Raw genomic sequence first — 22363 nt, 5'->3', positions numbered from 1 at the left:
GCGGAACGCAGTCGGTGCGGCAGTCAGATCGCCCAGAGATGACTATCATGGATGTGATCAGCTTCATTGCTTCATTGAATCGTCCAGTTTTCCATTGCTGAATCGTCCAGCGGATCTGTCAAAAAGTGAACATGTCAGACTTACTTTCAATCGTCTCCCGCATCGTTGCTTTTGCCGTGCTGCTGGCAGTCCCCGCTGCGGCGTTGGCTGCGGACAATGAGCAACCGACCGCCTCGTTTCGGCACGATGTGCGTCCGATCTTGTCCAACCACTGCTTTGCCTGTCATGGTCCCGACGAAGCTCATCGCGAAGCGGATTTGCGATTGGATGTCGCCAGCGACGTCGACCTGCAGGAGATCGTGGATCGCATCACGTCGGACGATCCTGATGTCATCATGCCTCCGCCGGATCTGAACAAGCCGCTCAAGAAAGATCAGGTTCAAGTCCTGACTGAATGGATCGACGCGGGTGCCGCCTACCAACAGCATTGGGCTTTTGTCCCCGTCGACGATCCTTCGATTCCAAACGTGAAATCCAAAACGTGGAGCAATCAGCCGATTGATCAATTCGTGTTGTCGCGTCTGGAAAACCTGCAATTGCAGCCGAGCTCGCGGGCGGACAAACGCACTTTGATTCGGCGGCTCAGTTTGGATCTAACCGGTTTGCCGCCAACACGCGAATCCATTCACGAATTTTTGAACGACGAATCAGACAAGGCTTATGAGCATCTAGTCGATCGATTGTTAAGCCAGGCCGCGTACGGCGAACACATGGCGCGTTACTGGTTGGACTTGGTTCGCTTTGCGGACACCAACGGGCTGCACCACGATCACTATCGGGAGATGACGCCCTATCGCGATTGGGTCATCCGATCATTCAACGACAATGTTCCCTTCGACCAATTCATCACCGATCAACTAGCTGGCGATTTACACATCGATCCAACGAACGACCAATTGATCGCATCGGGTTTTAATCGGTTGCACTTGATCATTGATCGCGGCACGGCATTGCCCGAAGAAAGTGCGTTTCGCAACGTCGTCGATCGCGTCGCCGCTGTAGGCACCGCGTTTATGGGACTGACCATGCAATGCGCGGTTTGCCATGACCACAAATACGATCCGATCACCCAGCGAGATTTTTATCAACTTTCGGCGTTCTTTAATAACTTCGATGGTCAACCTGAAACGGGAAGCCGTGGCACGGTGGAATTCAAACGGGGGCTTCAGCCTCCGTACCTCGAGTTGCCCAGCGAGCAGCAAGCCACGCAGTTGAAAAAACTGACTGCTGATCTGGCAAAGCTGGCGCCAAAGGTCAAAGCGATGCAAAAACGGCAAGTCGCCGCGAAAAAAGGATTCGAAAAGCTCGGTCCCGCACCGGAGCCCAAAGATGATTCGGTGGACGGCGTCCTGGAGGATGTGTCGCGCACGATCGCCCAGCAGACGCTGAAATCGTTGAATGCGGCAGTCAAACGCCTGCTTCAGACGCAGCGACAAATGCAGCAGCGCCGCGACAAGCTGTTGCTCGAAATTCCCGCCACGCTGGTCATGAAAGAACGCGCTGACGTCCGTCCAACGCACATCATGATTCGCGGTGCTTATGATCAGCCCGGCGAAGAAGTTCAGCGAGACACGCCTGCGTTCTTACCGCCGATGACATCCGATAGCCCACAAAAAACTCGGATGGATCTGGCCCATTGGTTCACGTCGTCACAAAATCCGCTCACGGCACGCGTTACCGTGAACCGGATTTGGCAGCGATTTTTTGGTGTGGGATTGGTGCGAACATCTGAGGACTTTGGTTCGCAGGGAGAATCGCCCAGCCACCCAAAACTATTGGACTACTTGGCGATGCACTTCACTCAGTCGGGCTGGAATGTCAAAAATCTGGTGCGATCGATTGTGTTGTCAGAAACGTATCGCCAGACTTCTCATGCACAGCCAAAGAGTTTTGTGGACGATCCCCAGAATCGTTTGCTGGCTCGCGGATCAAGGTTTCGGTTGGATGCGGAAGTCGTTCGCGATCAACTGCTCAGCGTCAGCGGTTTGCTGCACAGCGAACTTTACGGCAAGAGCGTCAAGCCACCGCAGCCGGCCGGGCTTTGGAAGATTGTTGCGATGCCGTCGTCTTTTCCAAGCCAGTTTAAACCGGATAGCGGCCAAGATATTTATCGACGTAGTGTCTACACGTTTTGGAAACGCGGTTTGCCGCCTCCGCAGATGACGGTGTTTGATGCACCTACGCGGGAAAGCTGCATCGCTCGCCGCGAACGCACCAACACGCCTTTGCAGGCTCTCCTGCTGATGAATGAAGGGCAGCACTTTGCAGCCGCCAGGCACTTCGCGGCACAACTGTTGAGCGACACGACTAAGTCCGGTACCCAGCAGTCCGGTACCCAGCAGTCTGACACGCAGCGCATTGTCGATGCGTACGAATCCGTGACAGCACGGTTGCCCACCGATCAGCAGACCAAGATCCTGCTCGGGGCGGTCAATCAATTTCGACAGGTTTATCAGAACGATCCTGAGCTGACCGAGCAGATGATGCCAAGTGACAAGCAGGCGACCGATGACGGTGCCGAGGATGAAAAAGTCGAACTTGCTGCGTGGACGATGCTGGTCCATTCGTTGCTGAATTTAGATACCACCAAGACACGCGAGTAGGAACGATGAATTCAATCGAACAGATGAATCAGTTGCAGGGCCGACGGCAATTCCTTCGCGACAGCGCGATGGGCTTGGGATCAGCCGCGTTGGCGTCGGTCGTCGGATCACGGCACGCATCGGCTGCCTCGGTCAGTGAAGGACTTCACTTTCCAGCGAAGGCAAAGCGAGTCATCTTTTTGTTTATGGCGGGCGCGCCCAGCCAGATCGATTTGTTTGACTACAAACCGGATTTGCACAAGCAGTTCAAAAAGCCATTGCCGCCAAGCGTTAGCATGGGGCAGCGGGTCACGGCGATGACCAAAGGCAAGGAGCAGATTGTCGCTCCGTCGATGTTCAAATTCGCACAGGCCGGTAGTAACGGGCTGTACATGAGCGAATTGTTACCGCATCTATCCGGCGTCGTTGACGATCTATGCATCGTCAAATCGTTGCACACCGATGCGATCAATCACGATCCTGGCAAAACGTTGATATGCACGGGTTCGGAAATCCCGGGCAAAGCCAGTCTTGGTTCCTGGCTCAGCTATGGGTTGGGGCGGATGAACGAAAATCTTCCGGATTTCATCGTGCTTAACTCGGCGTATTGGAGCGGTGACCAGGCAAACATTCAGGCACTTTACAGTCGATTGTGGGGCTCCGGATTTTTGCCGTCCAAACACCAGGGGGTTCAGTTTCAGCCGTCCGGTGACCCGGTGCTGTTCTTGTCCAACCCGGCTGGTGTTAACCAACGTAGTCGTCGTGGAATGTTGGACTTGGTCAAATCACTCAACCAAGAACATCTTAGCGAAGTAGGTGATCCCGAAATTCAAACGACGATCGCGCAGCAAGAGATGGCGTTTCGAATGCAGACGTCAGTCCCAGAGCTGACGGATCTTTCGCAAGAAACGGCCGAGACGCTTGCGATGTATGGACCCGAAGTCGAAAAGAGTGGTTCGTTTGCCAGGAATTGTTTGTTGGCCAGACGCATGGTCCAACGTGACGTGCGGTTTGTTCAGCTGTTCCATCGTGGTTGGGATCACCACCGGGGGCTGCCGGACAAACTGCGTGGGCAGACCAAAGATGTCGATCAGCCGGCAGCCGCTTTGATCAAAGACCTGAAACGAAACGGTTTGCTGGACGACACGTTGGTTGTGTTCGCCGGTGAATTTGGACGCACTGCGTATTGCCAGGGAAAGCTAACGCATACGGATTACGGCCGTGACCATCATCCGCGTTGTTTCAGCATGTGGATGGCCGGCGGTGGGATGAAAGGCGGCATCGAATACGGAAAAACCGACGAATTCAGCTACAACATCGCAGAGAATCCTGTCCACGTGCGTGATCTAAACGCCACGATCCTGCATCAGTTGGGCGTTGATCACAACCGGCTTAGTTTTCCATTTCTGGGTTTGGACCAAAAATTGACCGGCGTCGAAGAAGCGCACGTGGTCAAGCAAATCTTGGCTTGATCTCACGCCCTCAAACGTTGAGGGGCGAATCCGTTTGCGTCAAGGTTTCGGCGCGTTGTCGGCATCATTGCCGGGAAGTCCGTCGGTGGTGTTGTCGCTGGGTTTGCCGTCAGGGTTTCCGCTGGTGTTCGCAATTTTGGTGCTGGCCGTTTGGGTGTTGATTGGCGTGCCCGTCGTGTTCTTTGTCAGCCTGCCATAGGACTGCCGAGTTCCATAAATGACCATCGTCGTTGGGTTACGTGCGAGAAAGGTTTGCGCCTGCGACCGAGTGATGTCGGTGTCGATCATGACGACCCATCGCATCGAAGGGTTGGCGGCAAACTGGTGCAATGATTGTTCGTTGGCAGCGACCTGATTCAGTAAAACTTGCTCAGCATCAAAAGCCAATGCCAAGTGCGAAAGCATTTCTGGATCGGTGTTTACGCCGGCAACAAAAAGGATTGAGATTGGCTCGGGCCTTGGCAATCCCTCCAGCAGCCCGGTCAAGTTTGCCGGTTCGTTGAACCGAACCCGATTGATCGATCCAAAAAACGCTGGGCCCAGCATTTGTTTCGTCCAAGCGGGCAGATAGACGCCGTGCCATCGAAACCAAACCTGATCGCCAGGGTCAGTGTGCGTGGTGACTTCCGCGCCCAGGCCGACCAGTTGTTGTTCCAGTTTGGCACGTTGGAAATTCGGTGTGAAGCAAACCGCAAGGATGATTGCCAATGCGATCGGAGCCAAAACCAGCAGCCATCGATTACTGGGACGCTTGGATCGGTACACCAAGAATAAATAAACGCTGCCGATCGCAATTCCGATCGCTACCGAAATCCCGACGCCGGAGCCCAGCGCCTGCGGGAACAACTGCACGATGATAAACGTGATGCCCATCAGGACCGCGATCAGCAAAATCACTTTTTGTCGGAACGCGTAGTTCGTTGTTCCCGAATCGACGTTTCCAGGCATAGCGATTGCATCAATCAGTTCGCGATCCAAATCGTAGAGAACGCTATCGACAGAATCGAACGCTCGTTTACCGTCCAGTTTAGCAAATACCCGCTAACCAATGACCGCGAATAGGGGCTCAGTAGCAGAGGCCCCTCAGCCAGCGATGGCTTGCTCTTGTCGCGGCGTTTGCTAAACCGATGGTTCAAACGACCTGGCAACCTTCGGGGGCTGCCGCTGGCACGCACTGCTGGATCGCGCTGACAATCTGGTCAATCTGAACCGGTTTTTGAAACCATCCCGTGACTCCATTTTCGTCGATGGAGACGCCCGATGTTTCGATTGGTTCTGCTGTGACGGCAAAGACCGGGACGTTCGGACGGGGACTGCAAGCTCGAATTTGCTTGATCGTTTCGCGTCCGTTCAGGTTGGGCATGTTCATGTCTAGCAATACGACATCCGGTTGGATGTTGCTGGACAGAGCGTAGATGGCTTTCAGTCCGTCACTGGCTTGGTCAACATGCAACCCGCAGCGATTCAGATAACTGGCCATCAACGTGCGTTCGTTGTCGTCGTCGTCGACCAACAGCACTTTGCCGCCGTTGGGAGCGTTGGATTTCGCAAACACGGTCGACTCACCGTCACACAGATACGGCGCGGCTGTTTCGCTGACCTGGTTTTCTTGGGTGGCCACGTCGGTGCCCAAGGCACACAGTTCAGCGATGCCTTTTGCCATGGCGGCCAGCCCTTCGCTCGTTTCGCCATTCTCAAAAAGTTTGGCGGCAATCTGCAACTTCAGCGTCGCTCGGTTGATCTCGTTGCGAAGCTCATGCTGACGCATTTGATTCACTTCAGCATCAACGCTTTGATCTGGGTACGCGTCACTGGCTTGGAGCAATTCATGACGAACGACGCGGATATGCTGAGGCGCGTCGATTCCGATCGCGACCTTCGAACCCTTCATTTTCAAAACTTCTACGGAGATGCCCAGAGAAGGAAAGACGATTCGATCGTTTTCACCACGCGATAACACGAGCATAGCAATATCCTTTTTGCTTTGATTGGATGCGCAACGATAAACTCGCCCCTCTAAGCAATCCATGCCTCAAGGGGACGAAGCAAATCGGGCTTCCCTGCTCGATCCGAGTAGCCTGATGCGGTTCGCAAATTCGTGCAATAGCACTTAAAAAATTTGCAACACAATCACTTCGCGAAATGCAAATTCAGTGGCTAACCGCAATGCATCGCCCGTGTCGCATTGGGTGGGCAACAGCAATGCTTGCATTGCAATGTGGGAGGCTAGCCATCGTCACTTAACGCGATGGTTGCGGCGCGAAGAGACACCATTCGCGATGGTCTGATTTCGATTTTATGAGCGAGCCGTACGTTGCGTCGCAACCTGCCAGCCGAGTGCATTGTCTCCCTGCCGAACGCATTGCATTTTGTTTCGCATTCACGCTGCTGGAAAAAGGTCCTTGCTGAATTGGCAATCGCGCGAACCACTGACCGCAAACACCGGTTCTGACCGCTACCAAACGCTACGATTCCCTGACCTGCCAAAGGTAGACGCAGCCCAGCAGCACGTACAACACAAATGTCACCCAGTATCCCTGCCCTGTATTTGCCAGGCTGCCAACCGTCGCAAGGACAACGAACAAAGCAAAAAAGAGAACGACCTTGCGAATCCATTTGCGTGGTTTCGATGGCAGCTTGTCGTCTTGGTTGGTTTCCGGGGGCGGTTCGTACGGGTTTGTCATCGGGGCCAATCATCGAAGTAGGTGCCCCGTTGCCATCGCCGCAGACTAAGGGCAGGACTTTCAAGTCGGCAGACAAAACCAAATGGACGCACCGGGGTAGGGCGTGTCTCGCCACCACGTTGCAAAGCCCTTGTCGTCAAATTCTACGCGGGCGGCCGTTAAGCATGCCCGATCGCAATGATACACTGGGGCGATAGGTGACGCTGCGCTCTCTGCCTGCGTCCGGTTATCGTCTGTGCCGTAGTATCACTCGCACGCAATCCAACTTTCAATTCTACCGATAGACCGGTAAGCACATGCCCAATTCTCAACCTTCATCCGAACCATTGAATTTCGGTGGATCCATGCGTGTTGGTTGGTATACGGCGCAGTTGTTCGTGAAGTTAACCGTCACCAAGACTGTTCTGACAATCAGCTCGGGAGGCCGTTCGTATCGGATTGGCCGTGAAAACTTCAAAGGCTACCAGGACACTTCTGTGCTGGGTATCTTCAAACGCGGCATTCGCTTTCATCACTCACAGCCAAATCTAGCCAACCCAGTCGTTTTCTATCCATCGGTAGGCAGAGAGTCGCTCAAACAGGATCTCATAAAGCTCGGCTGGTCGTAGTCAATGCAAGTGAGCGGCGTTGCAATCCAACCATCACCAACGGGGTGGACGTGGGCCTTGAAACATTGTGCCCAAGGCGTCGGTTGGAGTCATCGCAACCACTAAGGAACGCGAAATGACGGACGCAAACGTTGACGCACCGTAGCCATGGGGCGAGAGCGTCACCCTGCTGCGACTGTCTTAGCAAGCCGGCCAGTGCTGTAATATTTGATGGATCGCAACAACGAAGGCCAGTGAAGCGTTAGCGAGCGGGCCTTTAACAGCGGGCCGACCGAGCGATACTCGTCGAACTGATCGACCGTCTGTCACTGATGCGACCGAAGCATTGCACCTTCTCAGACGCAAGCCGTCCCAACGCGTGGTACGCGATGGCCCGCAAAGAAGTCTGCGAGACCGCAACAACGAAACCATCAGAAACGACGCCCAAAAACGCATCGTCGGACTCTGAAGAAAGCGAAGCAGATGCGGGCCGCACGTGATGGACCGGAGAAGCAAGTCCAAGAAAAAACACCGCAAAACGTGGCTCGATTCCACTACAGGCCACTTTGCCCCACTCGGAGCAAAGCGACGTGATGGGCGATACAGAATTCGAATCTGTGGCCTCTGCCGTGTGAAAGCAGCGCTCTAACCAACTGAGCTAATCGCCCGTGGGCAACCACGGCGTTTCTAAAATTCAGCCGTGAACAATAGCTGGACGAATCGGAGTCTGCAAGACAAAGGGATTTGCCCTCAGGGCAAGTCTCTTTTTCAAACGAGGCAGCCTGCCTTTGTCGCTCGACTTTCAGAGTCGATAGCGCTAACAACTCGGAGAGTTGTGCGACTTTGCTCAGCGTGAAAAAATACGCTGCCACGGATTCTAGCTACCGGGTTTTGCACACACACGATCAGTTTACTCATGCGACGACTTGTTGTGTGTCCAGCATTCCAGATCCACTTGCTAAGTAGGGTTCGCCAATTGCTCGATCCGAAAGGGGCGTTGAAAAATCACAACGCCGGAGCAACTGAATTTGCCATCGCAGCGAACTCATTCATTGACCTTGCCTGCGTTTGCGTCTCAATGTGGCGACGGCACAGATGCATCCGAGGACGGCGCACGAAGAGGGCTCCGGCACCGCGGTGATGAAGGAGGACGTTGTCACATTGTTCAATAGAATCGTCGCATTGGTGTTGCTGTCTTTGTGAGTGGTCGTGATTTCGACAAATGGAATCACTCCAGCGCCGTTTACACCGTTGACAATCGTGCTGGCAATGTCAGTTGTGTTGGGATCAAGATTGAGCCCCGTAAGCTGGACGAATACCCGGTTGTAAAAATAGTTTTCGCTAAAAACATGCGCACGCGACTGTACCGAAGCGCCCAGGCTGACCAATTCGTCTGTGATTCGGACAGAATTATTGTTCGTGTTGGTCCCGAAATTGGTTGAATCAAATTCCGTAACGCTGGACGCGAAGACTCCTGGAGATTCCCGTCGCGCGTGGGCGAGTGACACCGACGTGATTGCGTCTGTGGAGAAGGCTGGCTCCCCTGAGATCGGAAATAGAGATGTCAGGAGCGATGTGTCGATTGTGTATTCAACGGTGAACTTGTCGCCCACTTCTACGAAGCCGCCCGCTTTCGCATCAGTCAAGAGTGCGTCATGAATTGAATAGGCGGTTCCGCTGGCAGTAACAGTGACGATGGCGGCATCGCAACGTTCTGCAGCCGACGCCAGCAGGAGCGTGAGGCAAAGAAAAAAAGAGTTCTTCATGATGATTGATCTTGGTGTATGTCTTGTGAGTCGTCTAAGTCAAAACGTGAGTGGCGTATCAACTGTCCTTTCTCGTCGAAATCGCAGTCAGTCGAAATCGCATCGCAGCTGTGGCGAGGTTCAATGGTTGACTGGGGTTGCTAGCAAGAACCCATTGGTGCTTCTCGGTTTGGCGTTTTGGTTGATTCTATAGCGCAACGGATTTTTTTCATGCGCCAGTTATTGCAACGGGCTTCGAGATGACTTGCTGTTTCGTGGTGCCGGGCTGTTCGATTTGTTTGCAGCTTCGAAAGTGCGATGGAATTCGGCTAAACCTCTAGCAGCTTGCTTTAGTTTTGGGTCTCGATTGAGCGCTTGGTGGTAGCGGTCTTTGGCGTCATCGAGTTTGCCGAGTCCCGACAGAACGAAAGCGAGATTGGATTGAGCTTCGGATTCGTTGTTCACGCGCCGAAAAAGTGCCAGGCTCTCTTCTGTGTTTCCTTGAAAGCCGACGACCATGCCCAGATTGTTCACGATGCGTTCGTTGTCAGGCGCCGCTTCGACGGCGGTGCGGAGCGTTTGTTCTGCGGCGGGTAGGTCGCCAGCAAGCATTTGTGCGTATCCCAAGTCGCCCAACAGTCCGGTTGACGGATCGCCTTGCTGAACCGCGTCGGAAAGGCATTTGATCGCTTGATCGATTTGCTCCGTACGCAGTAAAACGACGCCCAGTCGATGCCGGGCCTCTGGGTGATCCGGTTCGGAGACAAGGATTTCTCTGTAGAGCTTCTCGGATTCAGCGAATGCTTTATTGCGTTCCAGCATTCGAGCCATTCCGAACCGAATTTCAGTAGGCGGTTCGCTTGTTCTTTGCGGCCATTGGACCAAAGAGACGCAGCCAAGTTGGCATGCCAGCAGCAGCGCACCAACGCACGTTGCGAAGCAACGAACTTGGGGGGGGAACGCGGAAAGTAGGCGGGTTTGAGTCATCAAAAGTTGTTGTCTGACGTTTGAACGCCAATCAGTTGCCGAGATTTCGACCTTGGGTACGCTGGGTTTGCTGAAAGGCCGAGGCAGCTTCGGTGGCATTCATTCCCGTTGGAAACGCCGGTGCAATCACGACCAGTTCGTCAGCGTTTTCGACTCCCAAAGATTCGAGCGCTGTGACCACCACCAGACGCCGCATAGCATCCAGTTCGGGGTTCCTGTGGACAGGGTAGTGGTGCCTGGTAGCCCATCGTTTACTTGTTTCGCTTCGTTCCACGACTGCGTAATAGTGTGCGTCGTACTGCTGCGAATTACTCAGAAAGTCGGCAATCTCTTTGATGTGATCTTCGCCGGACGGAGTCAAGCGAATTCCGCGGGCACGTGTTTCAGGGTTGAACCGAAACGTGCTGGTGGATTGTTCGTCGGGCGCTTTGTCTAGCAGCGATTGTTGTAAATTGATTTCGAATTCATGGCAGTAAACAATCAATTTCGCAAGCTCCGCATTTTCTTCCTGCAGCTGATTGATTTCATCAACCTTGCTTCCCAGAATAGCTGGCTCGACCATGGATCCGCCGGGCAACGGAATGCCGCATCCGCTGCACAGACCTGCGATCAACAGCATGATCGCGAAAGCTGGCGATGCGGCTGGCTGGATCGGTTGGACAGAGGTTTTAGCGGCACTCTGGGTTGCGCATTGATTCACTTGGACAGCCCGCATTTGCCAGAGAAATAGGTGTCGTGCAGGGCTAGAGTGCTCGTCACGCTGCGAAAGAATCCCGATCGAAAGCCGCCTGTTTCAAAGCCTTTGTGTTGGCTTTGCATAACGGGCCAGACGGTGCTGCGATGCTCGAATCCTTGGTAGCCTTCGACCAAATGGCGAACGAAAAAGTCGGAGTTGGTTGGGTCGGTGACTTCCATGCCTGGTAGAAAAAGTGGTACTTGTTCGGTTTCCAGCGGATGAATCAACTGGGGGCTAACCAGGACAACCAATTCGGTTTCGAATCGCGACGTGGAACGTCGCGAGAACAACTGGCCTGCAAGTGGAATGTCGCCGAGGTACGGGATCTTGGTCCGTTGCCCACCCTGTTCATCTTGAATCAAACCGGCGATCGCCAGCCATTGACCTTCCCGCAGGTCCACGGTGGTATCGACGCTTCGTCGGTTTAGCCCCGGAATGCCACCCACGGTAGCGTCCGAGTTCAAGGTGCTAAACGAAGGGGAGACTTCGAGACGAACAAGGTCTTTGTCGAGAACGGTTGGAGTGAATTCCAGCTCGGTTCCAAAGCCGCGAAAGGTCGTTGTTGCCGCACCGACACCTCCCACACCGACCGTCGTTGGGACCGCAAATTCTCCGCCAGCAAGAAACTGCGCGGGTTTGCCGCTGAGCGTCACCAAAGTGGGTTCTGCTAAGATCTTTCCGTAGCCATGTGTTTCGACTGCACCCAGCAGGAAATCGACATCGCCATCGTCCAAAATGACTGACAAAGCGCCGCCCGAAGCAAGCGAGCTGTTGAGCTGCACGGAGTCAAAGATCCCTGAAAAACTGCTGCCAGCGCCTCGGCTGGAATTCCGAACCAGTTCGGCAACGCGGACCTTCAGCATCACCTGTTGCTCGCCGGCAATGTGCAGCAAATTGATGAACGTGTCGCCGTCCAGATCATCGAAATCATCGACACCGTTGCGATCATTGTTGCCGTTGCCCCGGTCATTGCCGCGATTGAAATCAAAGTCGCGGGAAGAACGTTGCTGGCCGTCATCACCTAGTAAACGCATGATGTCCGATGCCTCTTTGGCATCTTGCGCTTGCCCACGCACAATCACCTTGTCGTCGATTGGAAACAAGAATACCTGGCTGTCGGGAAACAGTTCGTTGATTCGCGACTGCAGAGATTTGTATCGCGCTTCGCGTCGTCGTTGTTCTTGCTGTGCATTGTCGACTTCAACGTAGTATCGCAAGACTTGTGTGCCCACTCCAGGGACGTCAAACCAAAAGGTGATCGTGGTGTCACCAACGCTCTTGCCGATGATTTCGATCTCATCGTTGTCGAACACGTGCAAGTCGACGATCTCAGGGTTGGCAATGGCCGTTCGCTGTACCGCGACCTTGGTTCGTATGATCTTGGACTGAGACGGTTCGACGCGTAGCAGCAGTTCGGGTTCGTAGATTTCTTCGATCAACGAGCGTTCTTTTGCGATCGAACGCGGCGAAGGGAATTCGAGTGGCCCGGTTTTTTCAGCAATCGGTCGCTGACCCAATATCTGCGCGTGCAACGAATCAACCGACATCAAGGTCGATAGAAATAGGACGGCCAAGGCCGTGATTCGATAGGCGGTAGAATGAGAGGGCATCGTGAGCGAAATTCGTCGGATCCTCGTACTGCGATTGCCGTAAGGGTTTTCCGTCGATTACACGATTCGCAGCTGAAGACGAAACCCCAATGCGTAAAACACGCAGCTCATTTGCTATCACACGGTCGGGCGCCTGCCGAGATTTAGTCGTGTAGGTAGGTCACACACTCCTGTACGTTTTTTCATCAGCAAGGCTAGCCAGCTCATCAGCTGAGGTTAGCCAGTTCATCAGCAAGACCTGCCGGGGCTCTACTTCCACGAAGCCATCGAGCGTTTTACCAACCGTGGGGCATCTCCAGACAGAATCTCACGTTGATGCTGGGAGGTTGGGCAAAATGTGTCGGAAAAAATGCTTCTTATTGTTGTGCGGCTGAATACTGCCGAAGGAAACACTGTCAAGCAAATGCAAGCACGGAGGCAAACCATGACAGAAATTGCAGTACGGCAGTGTCTTGGAGTTTTGAAAAGTGATAGCAAGTCCCAAGTTTTTCAACTGCTTGCTTTTTTCGTACTCGTGTGTGTTTGCACGGTTTGTTGTGCTCAGTCACCGTCGCGTAACCCGTTCAAACGCGCTGGCAGCGAATGTGATTGCGCTGTTTGCAGCGCACCGACAGAGGCAGCCAAGAGCGCGTGTGACCTGGATCCACTGAGTCACGAAAATGCGAAAGTTGCCGAGTGTTCCGCTGGCACAGGGAAACTGCATTGGTCAAGCCAACGGTTGCTTCCTCCCGGAAATCTAGTGGGTCGCATTCCGTACACAAGCATGCAGCAGTATTACTACCACCGGCCCTATTCTCCTTCGCATGTTTCCGCAAAATCCCATTCTGCAGACGTGTTCGAGGAAGTCTACAGGCACGTTGAACGGCAAGCGATGGAGCTATCATCGGAAGACATGGTGGCCAAGGACCGAGCGTTTGAGTTTTCTGATTGGCGGGAATACCGCCGCGCTCGACTTGCCTGGGAAGCGAAAACGGAGAGCGACGCGACGTTAGGACAATCTGTATCGGACGAAACGCTCTCGCAAACGCTGTCCGACCTGTTGAAATAACTGCGTGTGTTGCCGACGGCTCGGCGCATTGATGTTGTTTGGGACTTGGGGCTGAGAAATGAACGCATGACGACGACTGACTCGATTTCACTCCTGGTACTTGCATCTGACCAAGGGGACGTCGACGCAAAGAACCATTTCTTTGATAACGTCTACGATGAACTCCGCAGACTGGCAGCGGAATTGTTGGCTCGCGAAAAAACGGAGCAAACGCTGCATCCAAGTGCGCTAGTGCACGAGGTCTATTTGCATTGGTTCGCGTACGGTCGGAGTGACAAACGCGGACTCCCAGCATTCGGGAGCGAGAAACAAGCGTTCATTGACGCGGCGGCGACTGTGATGCGTCAAATTCTGGTCGACGCAGCAAGACGAAAGAATCGTGCGAAGCGCGGCGCAAATTTCTGCCGGGTCATGATTGACTTGGACGAAATAAGCGCCCCAGAGACGAAGGGCCAGCTATTGGTGCTCAATGAATCGCTGTCAGCTTTGCAGTCGTTGGAGCCTCGAATCGCAGAGGTCGTTCGGTTGCGGTTCTTTGCCGGAATGACCCTGCATGAAGTGGCTGACCAAATGGGCATTGGTCGCCGTACCGCAGATGGCTACTGGGCTTATGCGAAAGCGTGGTTGATGGCCGAGATGTCCGACACTCGACTGCCGGCCAAAAACAAAGCTTCGTGAGCGTACCTTTGTTTTTGCAGAGCTAGGGCTGTACTTGTTCGACTTCTTCAAACGCAGCTATCGTTGCTCCCTTTTCGCGATTGATAAAATCTCGCAGTTCGATCACTGCCGGGCCGATTAGCAAGATCGCTATCGGTGGTGCCAGGCACAGCACAACGGGAAACAATAGTTTCAGCGAAGCAGTGTTGCCTACTCGCTCCGCTTTGCTTTGACGATCGACTCGAATTCGGCTTGCGTAGTCGCCAAGGGCCGGAGCCAATCCGCCGCCCAGCTTTTGACTTTGTCGCATCATCGCACACCATGCAACGACTTCGGGGATGTCGATCCGGTTTGCGAAACCGTTGTACGCATGATCGGGCGCTCCAGATTGCGTTTGCCGAAAGACAATCCCCAGTTCTTTTGCCAAGTCAGGATAGATGTCCTGCATCCGATTTGCGACTTGACCAATCGCCGTTGCCAACGGCAACCCACCGCGAATCGACATGGCGATCATGTCCATGACGTCGGGGATCGATTTTTCGATCGCGCGAGTCCGACGGGTTGCTCGCCCGCTTAACATGATTCGTGGTAATGAATAGGCGAACAAGCAAACCACACCCAGGATGATCGCGACGACAAGTTCGCGGCCATCGGCCAAACCCAATGCGAATATCACAGCGCTGATCACGATCGCAGCAAGCACGCCAGCGTTTCGCTTGGCCAGGAAATCATCGACGGCGTTTTTACGATGGTCGCCTGACGCGACAAGGTCTTTTGCAAACTGGATTCGCTTGGCGGACGACGTCGGCAGCACGCTCGCCAGCGGGCTGGTGAAATCGCCCAAGAATGGCCCGGCGTCAATTGGCGTGGAAGCTGCATCCACAGTAGCCGATGGTGTCAGGACGAATCGCCGTCCCAGCAGAAAGATGCTGAACGTCAACGAAAAAAAAATCAGCGAGAAGAGTAGCATTCGTTTGACTTTCCTAGAATCACATCACACGTGAACGCTGGTCGCAAGCGGCATCTATAAGTCGGACTTCAATGCCAGCCCGACCCAGATCAGGCCAACCAATTCCGAGACTCCTGCATACACCAAGAGTTTCATTCCTAAACTGGATGTGAACAAATTGTCGACGTATTCAGGTTCGACCGTCAGCATATAGATCAGCACAAAAACGCCCATCAATACGATGCCGGCAACGGAGTACCGAGCGATGCTGGTCATGGATTTGATTTTGTCTTCGCATTGCGATCGATCCCGGATCGATGATGACAATCGCTCCAGGCAATCCGAAAGCTTGCCGCCCAGACGCTGATGGACCGCGATCGTATGCGACAGCAGATGAACTTCGACAGAATCAATTCGTTCCGCTAAGTCTTCGGCAACGCGAGCCGGCGTTAATCCCAATTGCATTTGACGGACGCATTGTAAGAATTCACCTTTGATGGGTTCTTCGCAAGACTGTCCGGCGATCTGGAAAGCGCTTTCCAAGTTGGATCCCGATTTGGTGGCTCTGGCCAGCAATTCGATCGCAGTTGGGAAGAGTGTCGCAAACTTGTTCATTCGGATGGTCATCCGTGCATAAAACACGATCACGCCCAATGTCAAAACGCCCATCATCGACAACACTTGCACGGCAACGTGAAGCTCCAGCACAAATGCCACGATCGCAGCCAATAGCGAGACGCAAATCAGCAGCACGGTGCAAGTACCACGATCACTTTGGACGCCGCCGCGAATTAGGATTCGCTCGAATGCTTGATCCAGTCGCACAAGCATCGAAGCGGGTTGAGCGGCGTTTTTCAGCACATCATTGTTCAGCGCGGCATCGCGACGGACTCGCAACAATGCTGGGGGCGGCGAATCCTCTGGCGTTGATTCAGATTCGCTTTTTCTGCGTTTGACCAGAAGGGCAGCTAGACCGGTCACCGTCACAAATGCGCAAAACACGAACACGTCGACGAGGGAAATCATTTTGCGTTATCCATCGTGCCATCTGCAGTGCAATCCGTTGCGTCTGTGCTCTGGGCGGTTTGCAGTCGACTGAACGCCGAGTCGTCAAACTGAACGCCAAATTCGGGGAAGACATCGACGCATTCGGGCCGATCACCCACTTCAAACTTTCCCGTCGTTAGCCCATTGGCATCCACGCCACTGCGTCGATAGGAGAAAGCGTGTCGGAATTCCATACCGCCGGGTGCTGAGAGCAGCTCTGAGATTCGCATCACGCAACGCGACCCACCTTGCTGACGTGCCAGGTGCACCACCAACGAAATGCCGCTGCGGATGTAAGATTGCACCACGGCGGAAGGGAGATCCAGCCCTGTCATGGCGACCATCATTTCCAGCCGCGAGATCGCGTCGACCGTATCGTTCGCGTGAATAGTTGTCAGCGATCCTTCGTGTCCGGTGTTCATGGCTTGCAACATGTCCAGGGCTTCGGCGCCGCGGACTTCACCCACGATGATCCGGTCGGGACGCATTCGCAAACTATTGCGGACTAAATCTCGCTGGCTGTATTCGCCGACGCCTTCGCTACCAGCTGGCCGCGTCTCCAGTCGAGCAACGTGGGGGTGCTGCAAAATCAATTCCGCAGAATCTTCGATTGTGATGATCCGTTGATCGTTTGGAATGCACGATGAAAGCGCATTGAGCATCGTCGTCTTTCCCGATCCTGTTCCGCCCGAGATCAGAATGCTTTGGCGAGCTTGAACGGCGGCCCGCAAAAAGGCCGCCATCGATTGGCTTAGCGTTCCGTTGTCGACCAAATGCTGAAGGCTTGTGTGTCGTTTGCCAAATCGTCGAATCGAAAGCTTGGGCCCGTCCAAAGCAAGCGGCGCGATGATCGCGTTGATTCGCGAACCGTCTGCTAGTCGTGCATCCACCAACGGGCAAGATTCGTCAATGCGCCGCCCCACTTGCGTGACGATTCTTTGAATGATCTGCAATAAGTGTGCGTCATCAGCGAAAATGACGTCACATGGCTCTAGCAAGCCGTTGCGTTCGACAAAGATTTCGTGTGCCCGATTGACCAAGATGTCGCTTACATCCGGGTCAGCCAAAAGTGGCTCCAACGGGCCATTGCCAAAAAGTTCCCAAGGCAATTCGACCATCATTCGAGTGTGTTCGTCCGCCGACAAGTCGACTTCGTCGTCAAACATCTCGATGAATCCGCGTAGTTCATCCAGTGCTTCGCGTGACTTAAATTCGTGCGGTGCGGCAATGTCCAGGCAGCCAACCATCCGCTGATGGATTTGCTGTTTCTTTTGTTGAAACGCGATTTCATCGGATTGAGATGCAAAGGTGTTTGCCCGTGCTACGGCCAACGGTTCCGTGGATTCGTGGGCGCCCGGTGTCTGGTTTGAGTCGAATGATTCGAGGGGCGCAATCATTGGCCAGCCTCCGCTTTCACAGGATTGGATCCCGAAGGGTCGCCGTGGGGGTTCGCCAATGTGAGGGACAATCCGGATTGGTCAGCGGTGGTCTCAGCGACGGGAGCCTGTTCAGCGTCATCCCGTTGCACGTTGCGAGCCCGTTCAGTGTTAATGGCCGGATCAGGGTTGCGATTACGTTCGGCGATGCGTGGCTCGTCGAAATTTCGTTTCGTGATGGAGCGTTTGCTTCCAAAGCTCAACTGCGACCGAGACTGACCACGGTAGATTTCCATAACGTGCAGGGAATGATCAACCGACATGATATTGGCGAGCGTGATGGGGTCTTCTAAAACGACCCTGCCTCCGTCGTCTGGCGAACGCAGGGTAAGCGACAGTTTTCCGTGACCGGATGCCACTCGCAACACTTCGGCTTGCCGTGGCGAAACTGCCAGCGTCACACGAACCATTTCTTTGTCACCCAGCGGACTGGCCAAATCGGATGGTGTGCTTTGGTCGTCCAACGCAAGAATTTCTGAGTCTTGAATCAACGTCGAAGTAGCGTTTTGGAAAGCACCAGAACCCAGGAAATCGCCGCTTCCACCCAGTGTGTTTCCGTGGTAATCCCTGCGTCGCGGCGGATTGAAATCGTGGTGCCCAGGACGGAAGCCAGCAGTATCGGCTCCGGTAGCAGCTGACGCATCGGACGTTGAGGTACCGTCTACCGTGCCTTCTCCATAGTGAAAGAGAACATCAACGCGTTGGCCTGCCCCGGCAAAACCCAGCAGCGCATTTTCCGGCGTCATCGTGACCGTAACCGCTCGGAGTCCTGGCTTGAGTCGACCCGAAACGCCAGGGACCTTTCCAGCTGGCAAAAGATCTTTTGTGTCAAACGTCTGACCGCGTTTGAGACTAGCCAGTACGATTTTGCCTATGATTTGACTGGGGTTGGTCATAAACGTCTTCGCGTCAATCGTCTCTTTGATCTCTTGGGACGTCATGCGATAGAGCGCGATGTCATCCAAAGTGATTTCGGTACCGACCGGGATGTCACGGCTGGCCAACGGAACCGTCATCCTGGTTGGTGGCTTCTCCGCCGCCTGTGGCTCCTGCTGGACCGCTGGCGCGGACGCCAATGCGATCCGCACGGTGTAGGTTCCTACCAAGCCGACGACGATTGCCACGAACCCGAGCAGGATCGTGCTCGAGTTGATCTTGCTGGTGGTTTCGTTTTTCATGGGTCGGCGAACCTGAATAGGAGGACGAGAGTGGGTTTCTGTTTTGCCCTTCTGCTTGCAGGTCAAGCCTTAGCGAGCGAGAAGGCAATTGGGACGCCTACTTCATAAGATTCAGCAAAGCCAACGACCAAACTGCCATGGCCACAGGCAATGCGTAGGGCACTGTGAAATTGAATACCGAACTCAACTTCGAGTCTCCTTCCGCCGCGTCACTTTGTGATTCAGCTTGGTCGGTTCCAACGGGCGCTGGATGCATTCGCTTCAAAGTTACCAACACGATCGTGCAGACAATCGCAAAACCGGCGCTGCCGACGAATACCAACAAGGTCGGAAAGGCACCTAGCCACGCTCCGACAGCACCCATCAATTTGACGTCTCCGCCGCCGCCACCGCCGATGGCCCAAAGCAATAACAGCAAGCCGAATCCTGTTGCGAAACCGCCCAGCGAGGTTCCAACGCCAGCAAGTCCACCGCTCCAGGCGTGCCAGGCCAATCCAGCGATCGCCGATGAAACCGTCAGCCAATTCGGGATTCGACGGTTCTTTAAGTCCGTCACCAGCGCGATGGTCGAAAACAGAATGACCATTGCGATTGTTGTTGCGTCAAGTTCCATGGTCCGATTCCTGATGGTTTGTGTTGAGTGTTGGGTGCGATCGTTCGCGATTACCGCGACTGAGTGAGCTGCATTGGCTCTTGGTGCTGCGGTTTGTAGTTGCGTTCAAATTCAGCAGGGAAACAGTCACGCCACAGAGCTAAAGCACGCCCGGCATGCGACAAGAAGGTGAAGTTTTTCTCCACTTTGTGAGCATCCATCGCGATGATTTCTTTGGCCAACCACTGCGACGCTTTGACGATCGTCTCGCGTGGTGGATGAAGTTCCTGCGGAGCCATCGCCCACCATTCCAAAACGTGACCCGTGGCCAAAATTCGTCGACTGAGCGGGTCCGTATCTGGATCCGGAACTGGCTTGTTCGCATCGGGCCAATTGCCGTCCCAATAACCGGCTAACGACTGCGAATGGAACAATCGTTGCGTCATGCCTTGCAGATAGTCCAAGACTTCTCGCCGCGTCTGTGTGGTCAGCAAACGGTGGGCAGCTTCATCGTTTTTGTCTTGAATCTGTTCATCGATTCGCAGCAACATGGTCAGTGTGTACAGTCGGTGTTGACCGTAGCAAACGCCTAGTGGTTGCGTCTGACGCATGATGCGTTTCGCCATGACGTTAAAGTCAACTTCTTGTCCTTCGACCGTGTACCAAGGACGCCCATCTTGCGCGTAGAACGCAGCAGCAAGTGCCGTCCACTCGTACTCGCGTTGATTGACACGGAAATTGCGGATGGCATTTTGCAAAATGCCTGCCACTTGGTCTTTGCCGTGTGGAGTCCGGACTGGATACGAAAGCGGAACGCCAATTTCGGCCAGGGTTCCCATCAAGTGATCAACGTGACTGACCGAAGGCCGGCCTTGCTGCGTGTTCACGGCGATTCCATGCTCTGATCGTTGAACCAGCGGCATTGACTGGCCCCAGACTTTTGCGAACTCATCGTTGTCCAACAGGAGGCTTAGCATCTGCTGGCCGCTAAGCGATTCATCGTCGAATGTCGCTTCGTCGTCCCACATGCGGATGGCGTGATCGACGAAATTGATTTTCGTTGGCACTTCGGAAAAGACAGGATGCAACTTTTGCAAAACAGCCGACAGTTGATCGTCAGAAACCACGAACTTGTAGTTGTACCGTGGTCCTACGTGTCTTGGAGTTTCGTTAAATGCGGGTTGCGTCGGTCGATTGTTTGTTTCTCGCACGGTCTGAACCGAAGCGATGGCGATCGTGGCCAGGATCACAAACTGAAGAGACACGAAACCGATGCCACCAGTGAAGATTTCTCTGGCAGACGAGAAGGGTTTGATCAAGTCTTTCATGATTGAGTGGCCTCAGATACCAACAGGATTGTGTCTTTGTCTTCGTACTGGATTCTCCAGTCTCCAGGTGTTTGGCGAAAACGCCGGACCAACTGTTTTTGCTGCTGCCGATCGATCAGTATGTGACTTAGAGCGTACTTCTCCGCAACGCTTTTCCAATTGTTCTCGCCTCGATAGATCAACGAGTAATCGCTCTGCACGCTGCTAGGAAATCGACTCGTATCACTGTTTACAAACACGGGAGTCGCCGACTGTGCCTGGATCCAGTCGCTCCATTCCGCTGGACAGAAAAGGAGTTGGTGGTCTCCATGACTGGTCAGATTACTGACCGCTTCGTGTGGGTACTGCGAACCAGTGAGTTGCGTTTCGGATCTCGATTTTCCACCGAGCAACACAGATGCCCAAGGCGAAAAGGCGAAGCCAAACCACAGCAGCAAACCGGCCAATAGCGTGAAACCGAATCGCAGAGTTTCGTTCTTCTGGCCTACCTGACCGGCAGATTTGTCATCACAATTTTCATCGGGCGTGATCGATGGATGTTTTGCGTCATTCTCTGAATTGCGTAGGACTGCGAAGATCGAAGCCATCATCAACGGCGCGAACCATACAATCATTGGACTAGAAAATCCGGTTGCGACGGTTAGCAGTGCGGGCGGAAGCAACCAAGCCAGGTTCACGTTGCGATTGCGTGTGCCGATGGCGACCGAGGCCCAGAGAAGAAGGACTGAAACGCCAATCCAGCTAGTCATGACAGTCGGTGCGATCCCACCCAATTCTTGCAGGACGGGATTGTCTGGCCACCAGCACATTGCGGCCCACAATTGTACTCCGCTGGGTGTCAGAAGCGTGGCGAGCGTAGCTAGTTCCAGCAACCAAACACGTGACTTGAATTCTTCGTCGAACAGCGATTCACGTAGCCCGTTGCTCCCGACGGTCGTCAGAAAACGAGCCGCAACCAAGGTTCCTAGCCACCCAAGTCCAACCACGAACGAACCGTGTAGGTTGGCCCAAACGCAAAACAAAACGACCATCGTGGCACGCAAGCGGTAGGAGGCCGACGACAGTTTTAGGTCGCTTGCGATAGTGGGGGCTTCAGTTCGCGCTCGGGTGCGGGAAAGACAATATGCTAGGGCCGCAAACACCAGTTGGCCAAACGTCGCTGCCGTCAAACCGTTCAAGAACGGGAAGCTTGCTACGACGACCACGACGACGCCCATCGCGGCCCAACGTCGATCCGATAGTCGTAGGAAGATGGCAGCCCAAATTGCGAGCGTCATTGTTTGTAGAACAGCAAACGAAAGGGACAGCATTTCGGAGCCACCCCAAGAGTGCAGCATCGCAATCAAGCGTTTGCCAGCGGCTCCGATTTCGATGTGACGGATGCCTTCGGAAAGTGGTAGCAGCTGCGTGACTTGACTCCCCGACTGCTCGCTGAGAGCAGCGTCCCACGTTGAAGGATTGGTGACGGGCAGATAGCCAAAATAGAGAAACAGAACGACGAATGCGCCAACCGTTGCAGCGTGGTGTGAACGGAGCGCAAAGTTTTCAGGAAGCGTTGCCTGCAGCTGGTATTTTGCGCCTGCTGTGAGTTGACCTGAGGACATTAAACTACGATCCGTGTTGGTGAATGTTTGGCTGGGTATCATCAAGCGTCGAAGGCTTGTG

Annotated in this window: 19 protein-coding genes and 1 tRNA gene; 5 read left to right on the top strand and 15 right to left on the bottom strand. The window is 54.0% G+C overall.

Features of this window, described 5'->3' with window-relative positions:
* The first annotated feature begins 131 nt into the window (after positions 1-131).
* Entirely contained in the window at positions 132-2663 is a 2532-nt protein-coding gene (locus tag K239x_RS20580) for a PSD1 and planctomycete cytochrome C domain-containing protein (protein ID WP_145420183.1), read from the top strand.
* A 5-nt stretch (positions 2664-2668) separates the two neighbouring features.
* Positions 2669-4114, top strand: a complete 1446-nt coding sequence (locus K239x_RS20575; RefSeq protein ID WP_145420181.1) for a DUF1501 domain-containing protein — start codon at positions 2669-2671, stop codon at positions 4112-4114.
* Positions 4115-4153: 39 nt separating this feature from the next.
* Here the strand turns inward: K239x_RS20575 and K239x_RS20570 are convergent, their stop codons facing one another.
* From K239x_RS20570 to K239x_RS20560, 3 genes are all read right to left on the bottom strand, one after another.
* Complete coding sequence (locus K239x_RS20570; RefSeq protein ID WP_145420179.1) at positions 4154-5062, bottom strand: hypothetical protein; 909 nt, start codon at positions 5060-5062, stop codon at positions 4154-4156.
* A 184-nt stretch (positions 5063-5246) separates the two neighbouring features.
* Positions 5247-6080 carry a response regulator gene (locus K239x_RS20565; protein WP_419189216.1) on the bottom strand — a complete coding sequence of 278 codons (834 nt, stop codon included), beginning with the start codon at positions 6078-6080 and terminating at the stop codon, positions 5247-5249.
* 499 nt (positions 6081-6579) lie between these two features.
* Positions 6580-6798, bottom strand: a complete 219-nt coding sequence (locus K239x_RS20560; RefSeq protein WP_145420175.1) for a hypothetical protein — start codon at positions 6796-6798, stop codon at positions 6580-6582.
* 296 nt (positions 6799-7094) lie between these two features.
* Here K239x_RS20560 and K239x_RS20555 point away from each other — a divergent pair, with 296 nt between their 5' ends.
* Positions 7095-7406, top strand: coding sequence for a hypothetical protein (locus tag K239x_RS20555; protein WP_145420173.1), 312 nt, complete (start codon positions 7095-7097; stop codon positions 7404-7406).
* A 573-nt stretch (positions 7407-7979) separates the two neighbouring features.
* On the opposite strand, the gene K239x_RS20550 is transcribed toward K239x_RS20555, so the two are convergent.
* From K239x_RS20550 to K239x_RS20530, 5 genes are all read right to left on the bottom strand, one after another.
* A tRNA-Val gene (locus K239x_RS20550) sits at positions 7980-8053 on the bottom strand.
* Positions 8054-8434: 381 nt separating this feature from the next.
* Positions 8435-9151, bottom strand: coding sequence for a hypothetical protein (locus tag K239x_RS20545; RefSeq protein WP_145420171.1), 717 nt, complete (start codon positions 9149-9151; stop codon positions 8435-8437).
* 219 nt (positions 9152-9370) lie between these two features.
* Positions 9371-9952: a tetratricopeptide repeat protein gene (locus tag K239x_RS20540; RefSeq protein ID WP_419189215.1), complete on the bottom strand. Its 582-nt coding sequence runs from the start codon at positions 9950-9952 to the stop codon at positions 9371-9373.
* Between the two features lie 196 nt (positions 9953-10148).
* A complete protein-coding gene (locus K239x_RS20535) occupies positions 10149-10817 on the bottom strand; it encodes a hypothetical protein (RefSeq protein ID WP_419189214.1) in 669 nt (222 codons plus the stop codon).
* The gene (locus K239x_RS20530) at positions 10814-12463 is read right to left on the bottom strand and encodes a type II and III secretion system protein family protein (RefSeq protein WP_145420165.1); all 1650 of its coding nucleotides are present in this window, start codon (positions 12461-12463) and stop codon (positions 10814-10816) included. The genes K239x_RS20535 and K239x_RS20530 overlap by 4 nt, the downstream gene beginning before the upstream one ends.
* A gap of 424 nt (positions 12464-12887) precedes the next feature.
* Between K239x_RS20530 and K239x_RS20525 the strand changes: the two genes are divergently transcribed.
* Both K239x_RS20525 and K239x_RS20520 read left to right on the top strand, forming a co-directional pair.
* On the top strand, positions 12888-13511 hold the full coding sequence (locus K239x_RS20525) for a hypothetical protein (protein ID WP_145420162.1): 624 nt from the start codon (positions 12888-12890) through the stop codon (positions 13509-13511).
* Positions 13512-13577: 66 nt separating this feature from the next.
* A complete protein-coding gene (locus tag K239x_RS20520; RefSeq protein WP_145420157.1) occupies positions 13578-14189 on the top strand; it encodes an ECF-type sigma factor in 612 nt (203 codons plus the stop codon).
* Between the two features lie 22 nt (positions 14190-14211).
* On the opposite strand, the gene K239x_RS20515 is transcribed toward K239x_RS20520, so the two are convergent.
* From K239x_RS20515 to K239x_RS20485, 7 genes are all read right to left on the bottom strand, one after another.
* Positions 14212-15138 (bottom strand): type II secretion system F family protein, encoded by a 927-nt coding sequence (locus K239x_RS20515; RefSeq protein ID WP_145420156.1) that lies wholly within the window; start codon positions 15136-15138, stop codon positions 14212-14214.
* 54 nt (positions 15139-15192) lie between these two features.
* Entirely contained in the window at positions 15193-16143 is a 951-nt protein-coding gene (locus K239x_RS20510) for a type II secretion system F family protein (protein WP_145420154.1), read from the bottom strand.
* Complete coding sequence (locus K239x_RS20505) at positions 16140-17561, bottom strand: TadA family conjugal transfer-associated ATPase (RefSeq protein WP_145420152.1); 1422 nt, start codon at positions 17559-17561, stop codon at positions 16140-16142. The genes K239x_RS20510 and K239x_RS20505 overlap by 4 nt, the downstream gene beginning before the upstream one ends.
* Positions 17558-18778, bottom strand: a complete 1221-nt coding sequence (gene cpaB, locus K239x_RS20500) for a Flp pilus assembly protein CpaB (protein ID WP_145420150.1) — start codon at positions 18776-18778, stop codon at positions 17558-17560. The genes K239x_RS20505 and cpaB overlap by 4 nt, the downstream gene beginning before the upstream one ends.
* Positions 18779-18875: 97 nt before the next feature.
* Positions 18876-19391 carry an A24 family peptidase gene (locus K239x_RS20495; RefSeq protein WP_145420148.1) on the bottom strand — a complete coding sequence of 172 codons (516 nt, stop codon included), beginning with the start codon at positions 19389-19391 and terminating at the stop codon, positions 18876-18878.
* A gap of 50 nt (positions 19392-19441) precedes the next feature.
* A complete protein-coding gene (locus tag K239x_RS20490) occupies positions 19442-20698 on the bottom strand; it encodes a hypothetical protein (protein WP_145420146.1) in 1257 nt (418 codons plus the stop codon).
* Entirely contained in the window at positions 20695-22302 is a 1608-nt protein-coding gene (locus tag K239x_RS20485; RefSeq protein WP_145420144.1) for a hypothetical protein, read from the bottom strand. The genes K239x_RS20490 and K239x_RS20485 overlap by 4 nt, the downstream gene beginning before the upstream one ends.
* Positions 22303-22363 lie beyond the last annotated feature (61 nt).

This window comes from Stieleria marina (genome assembly GCA_007741555.1).
Classification (GTDB): Bacteria; Planctomycetota; Planctomycetia; order Pirellulales; family Pirellulaceae; genus K23-9.
Note: the sequence above shows the minus strand (reverse complement) of the source record. Positions and strands in the feature narration are given on the sequence as shown.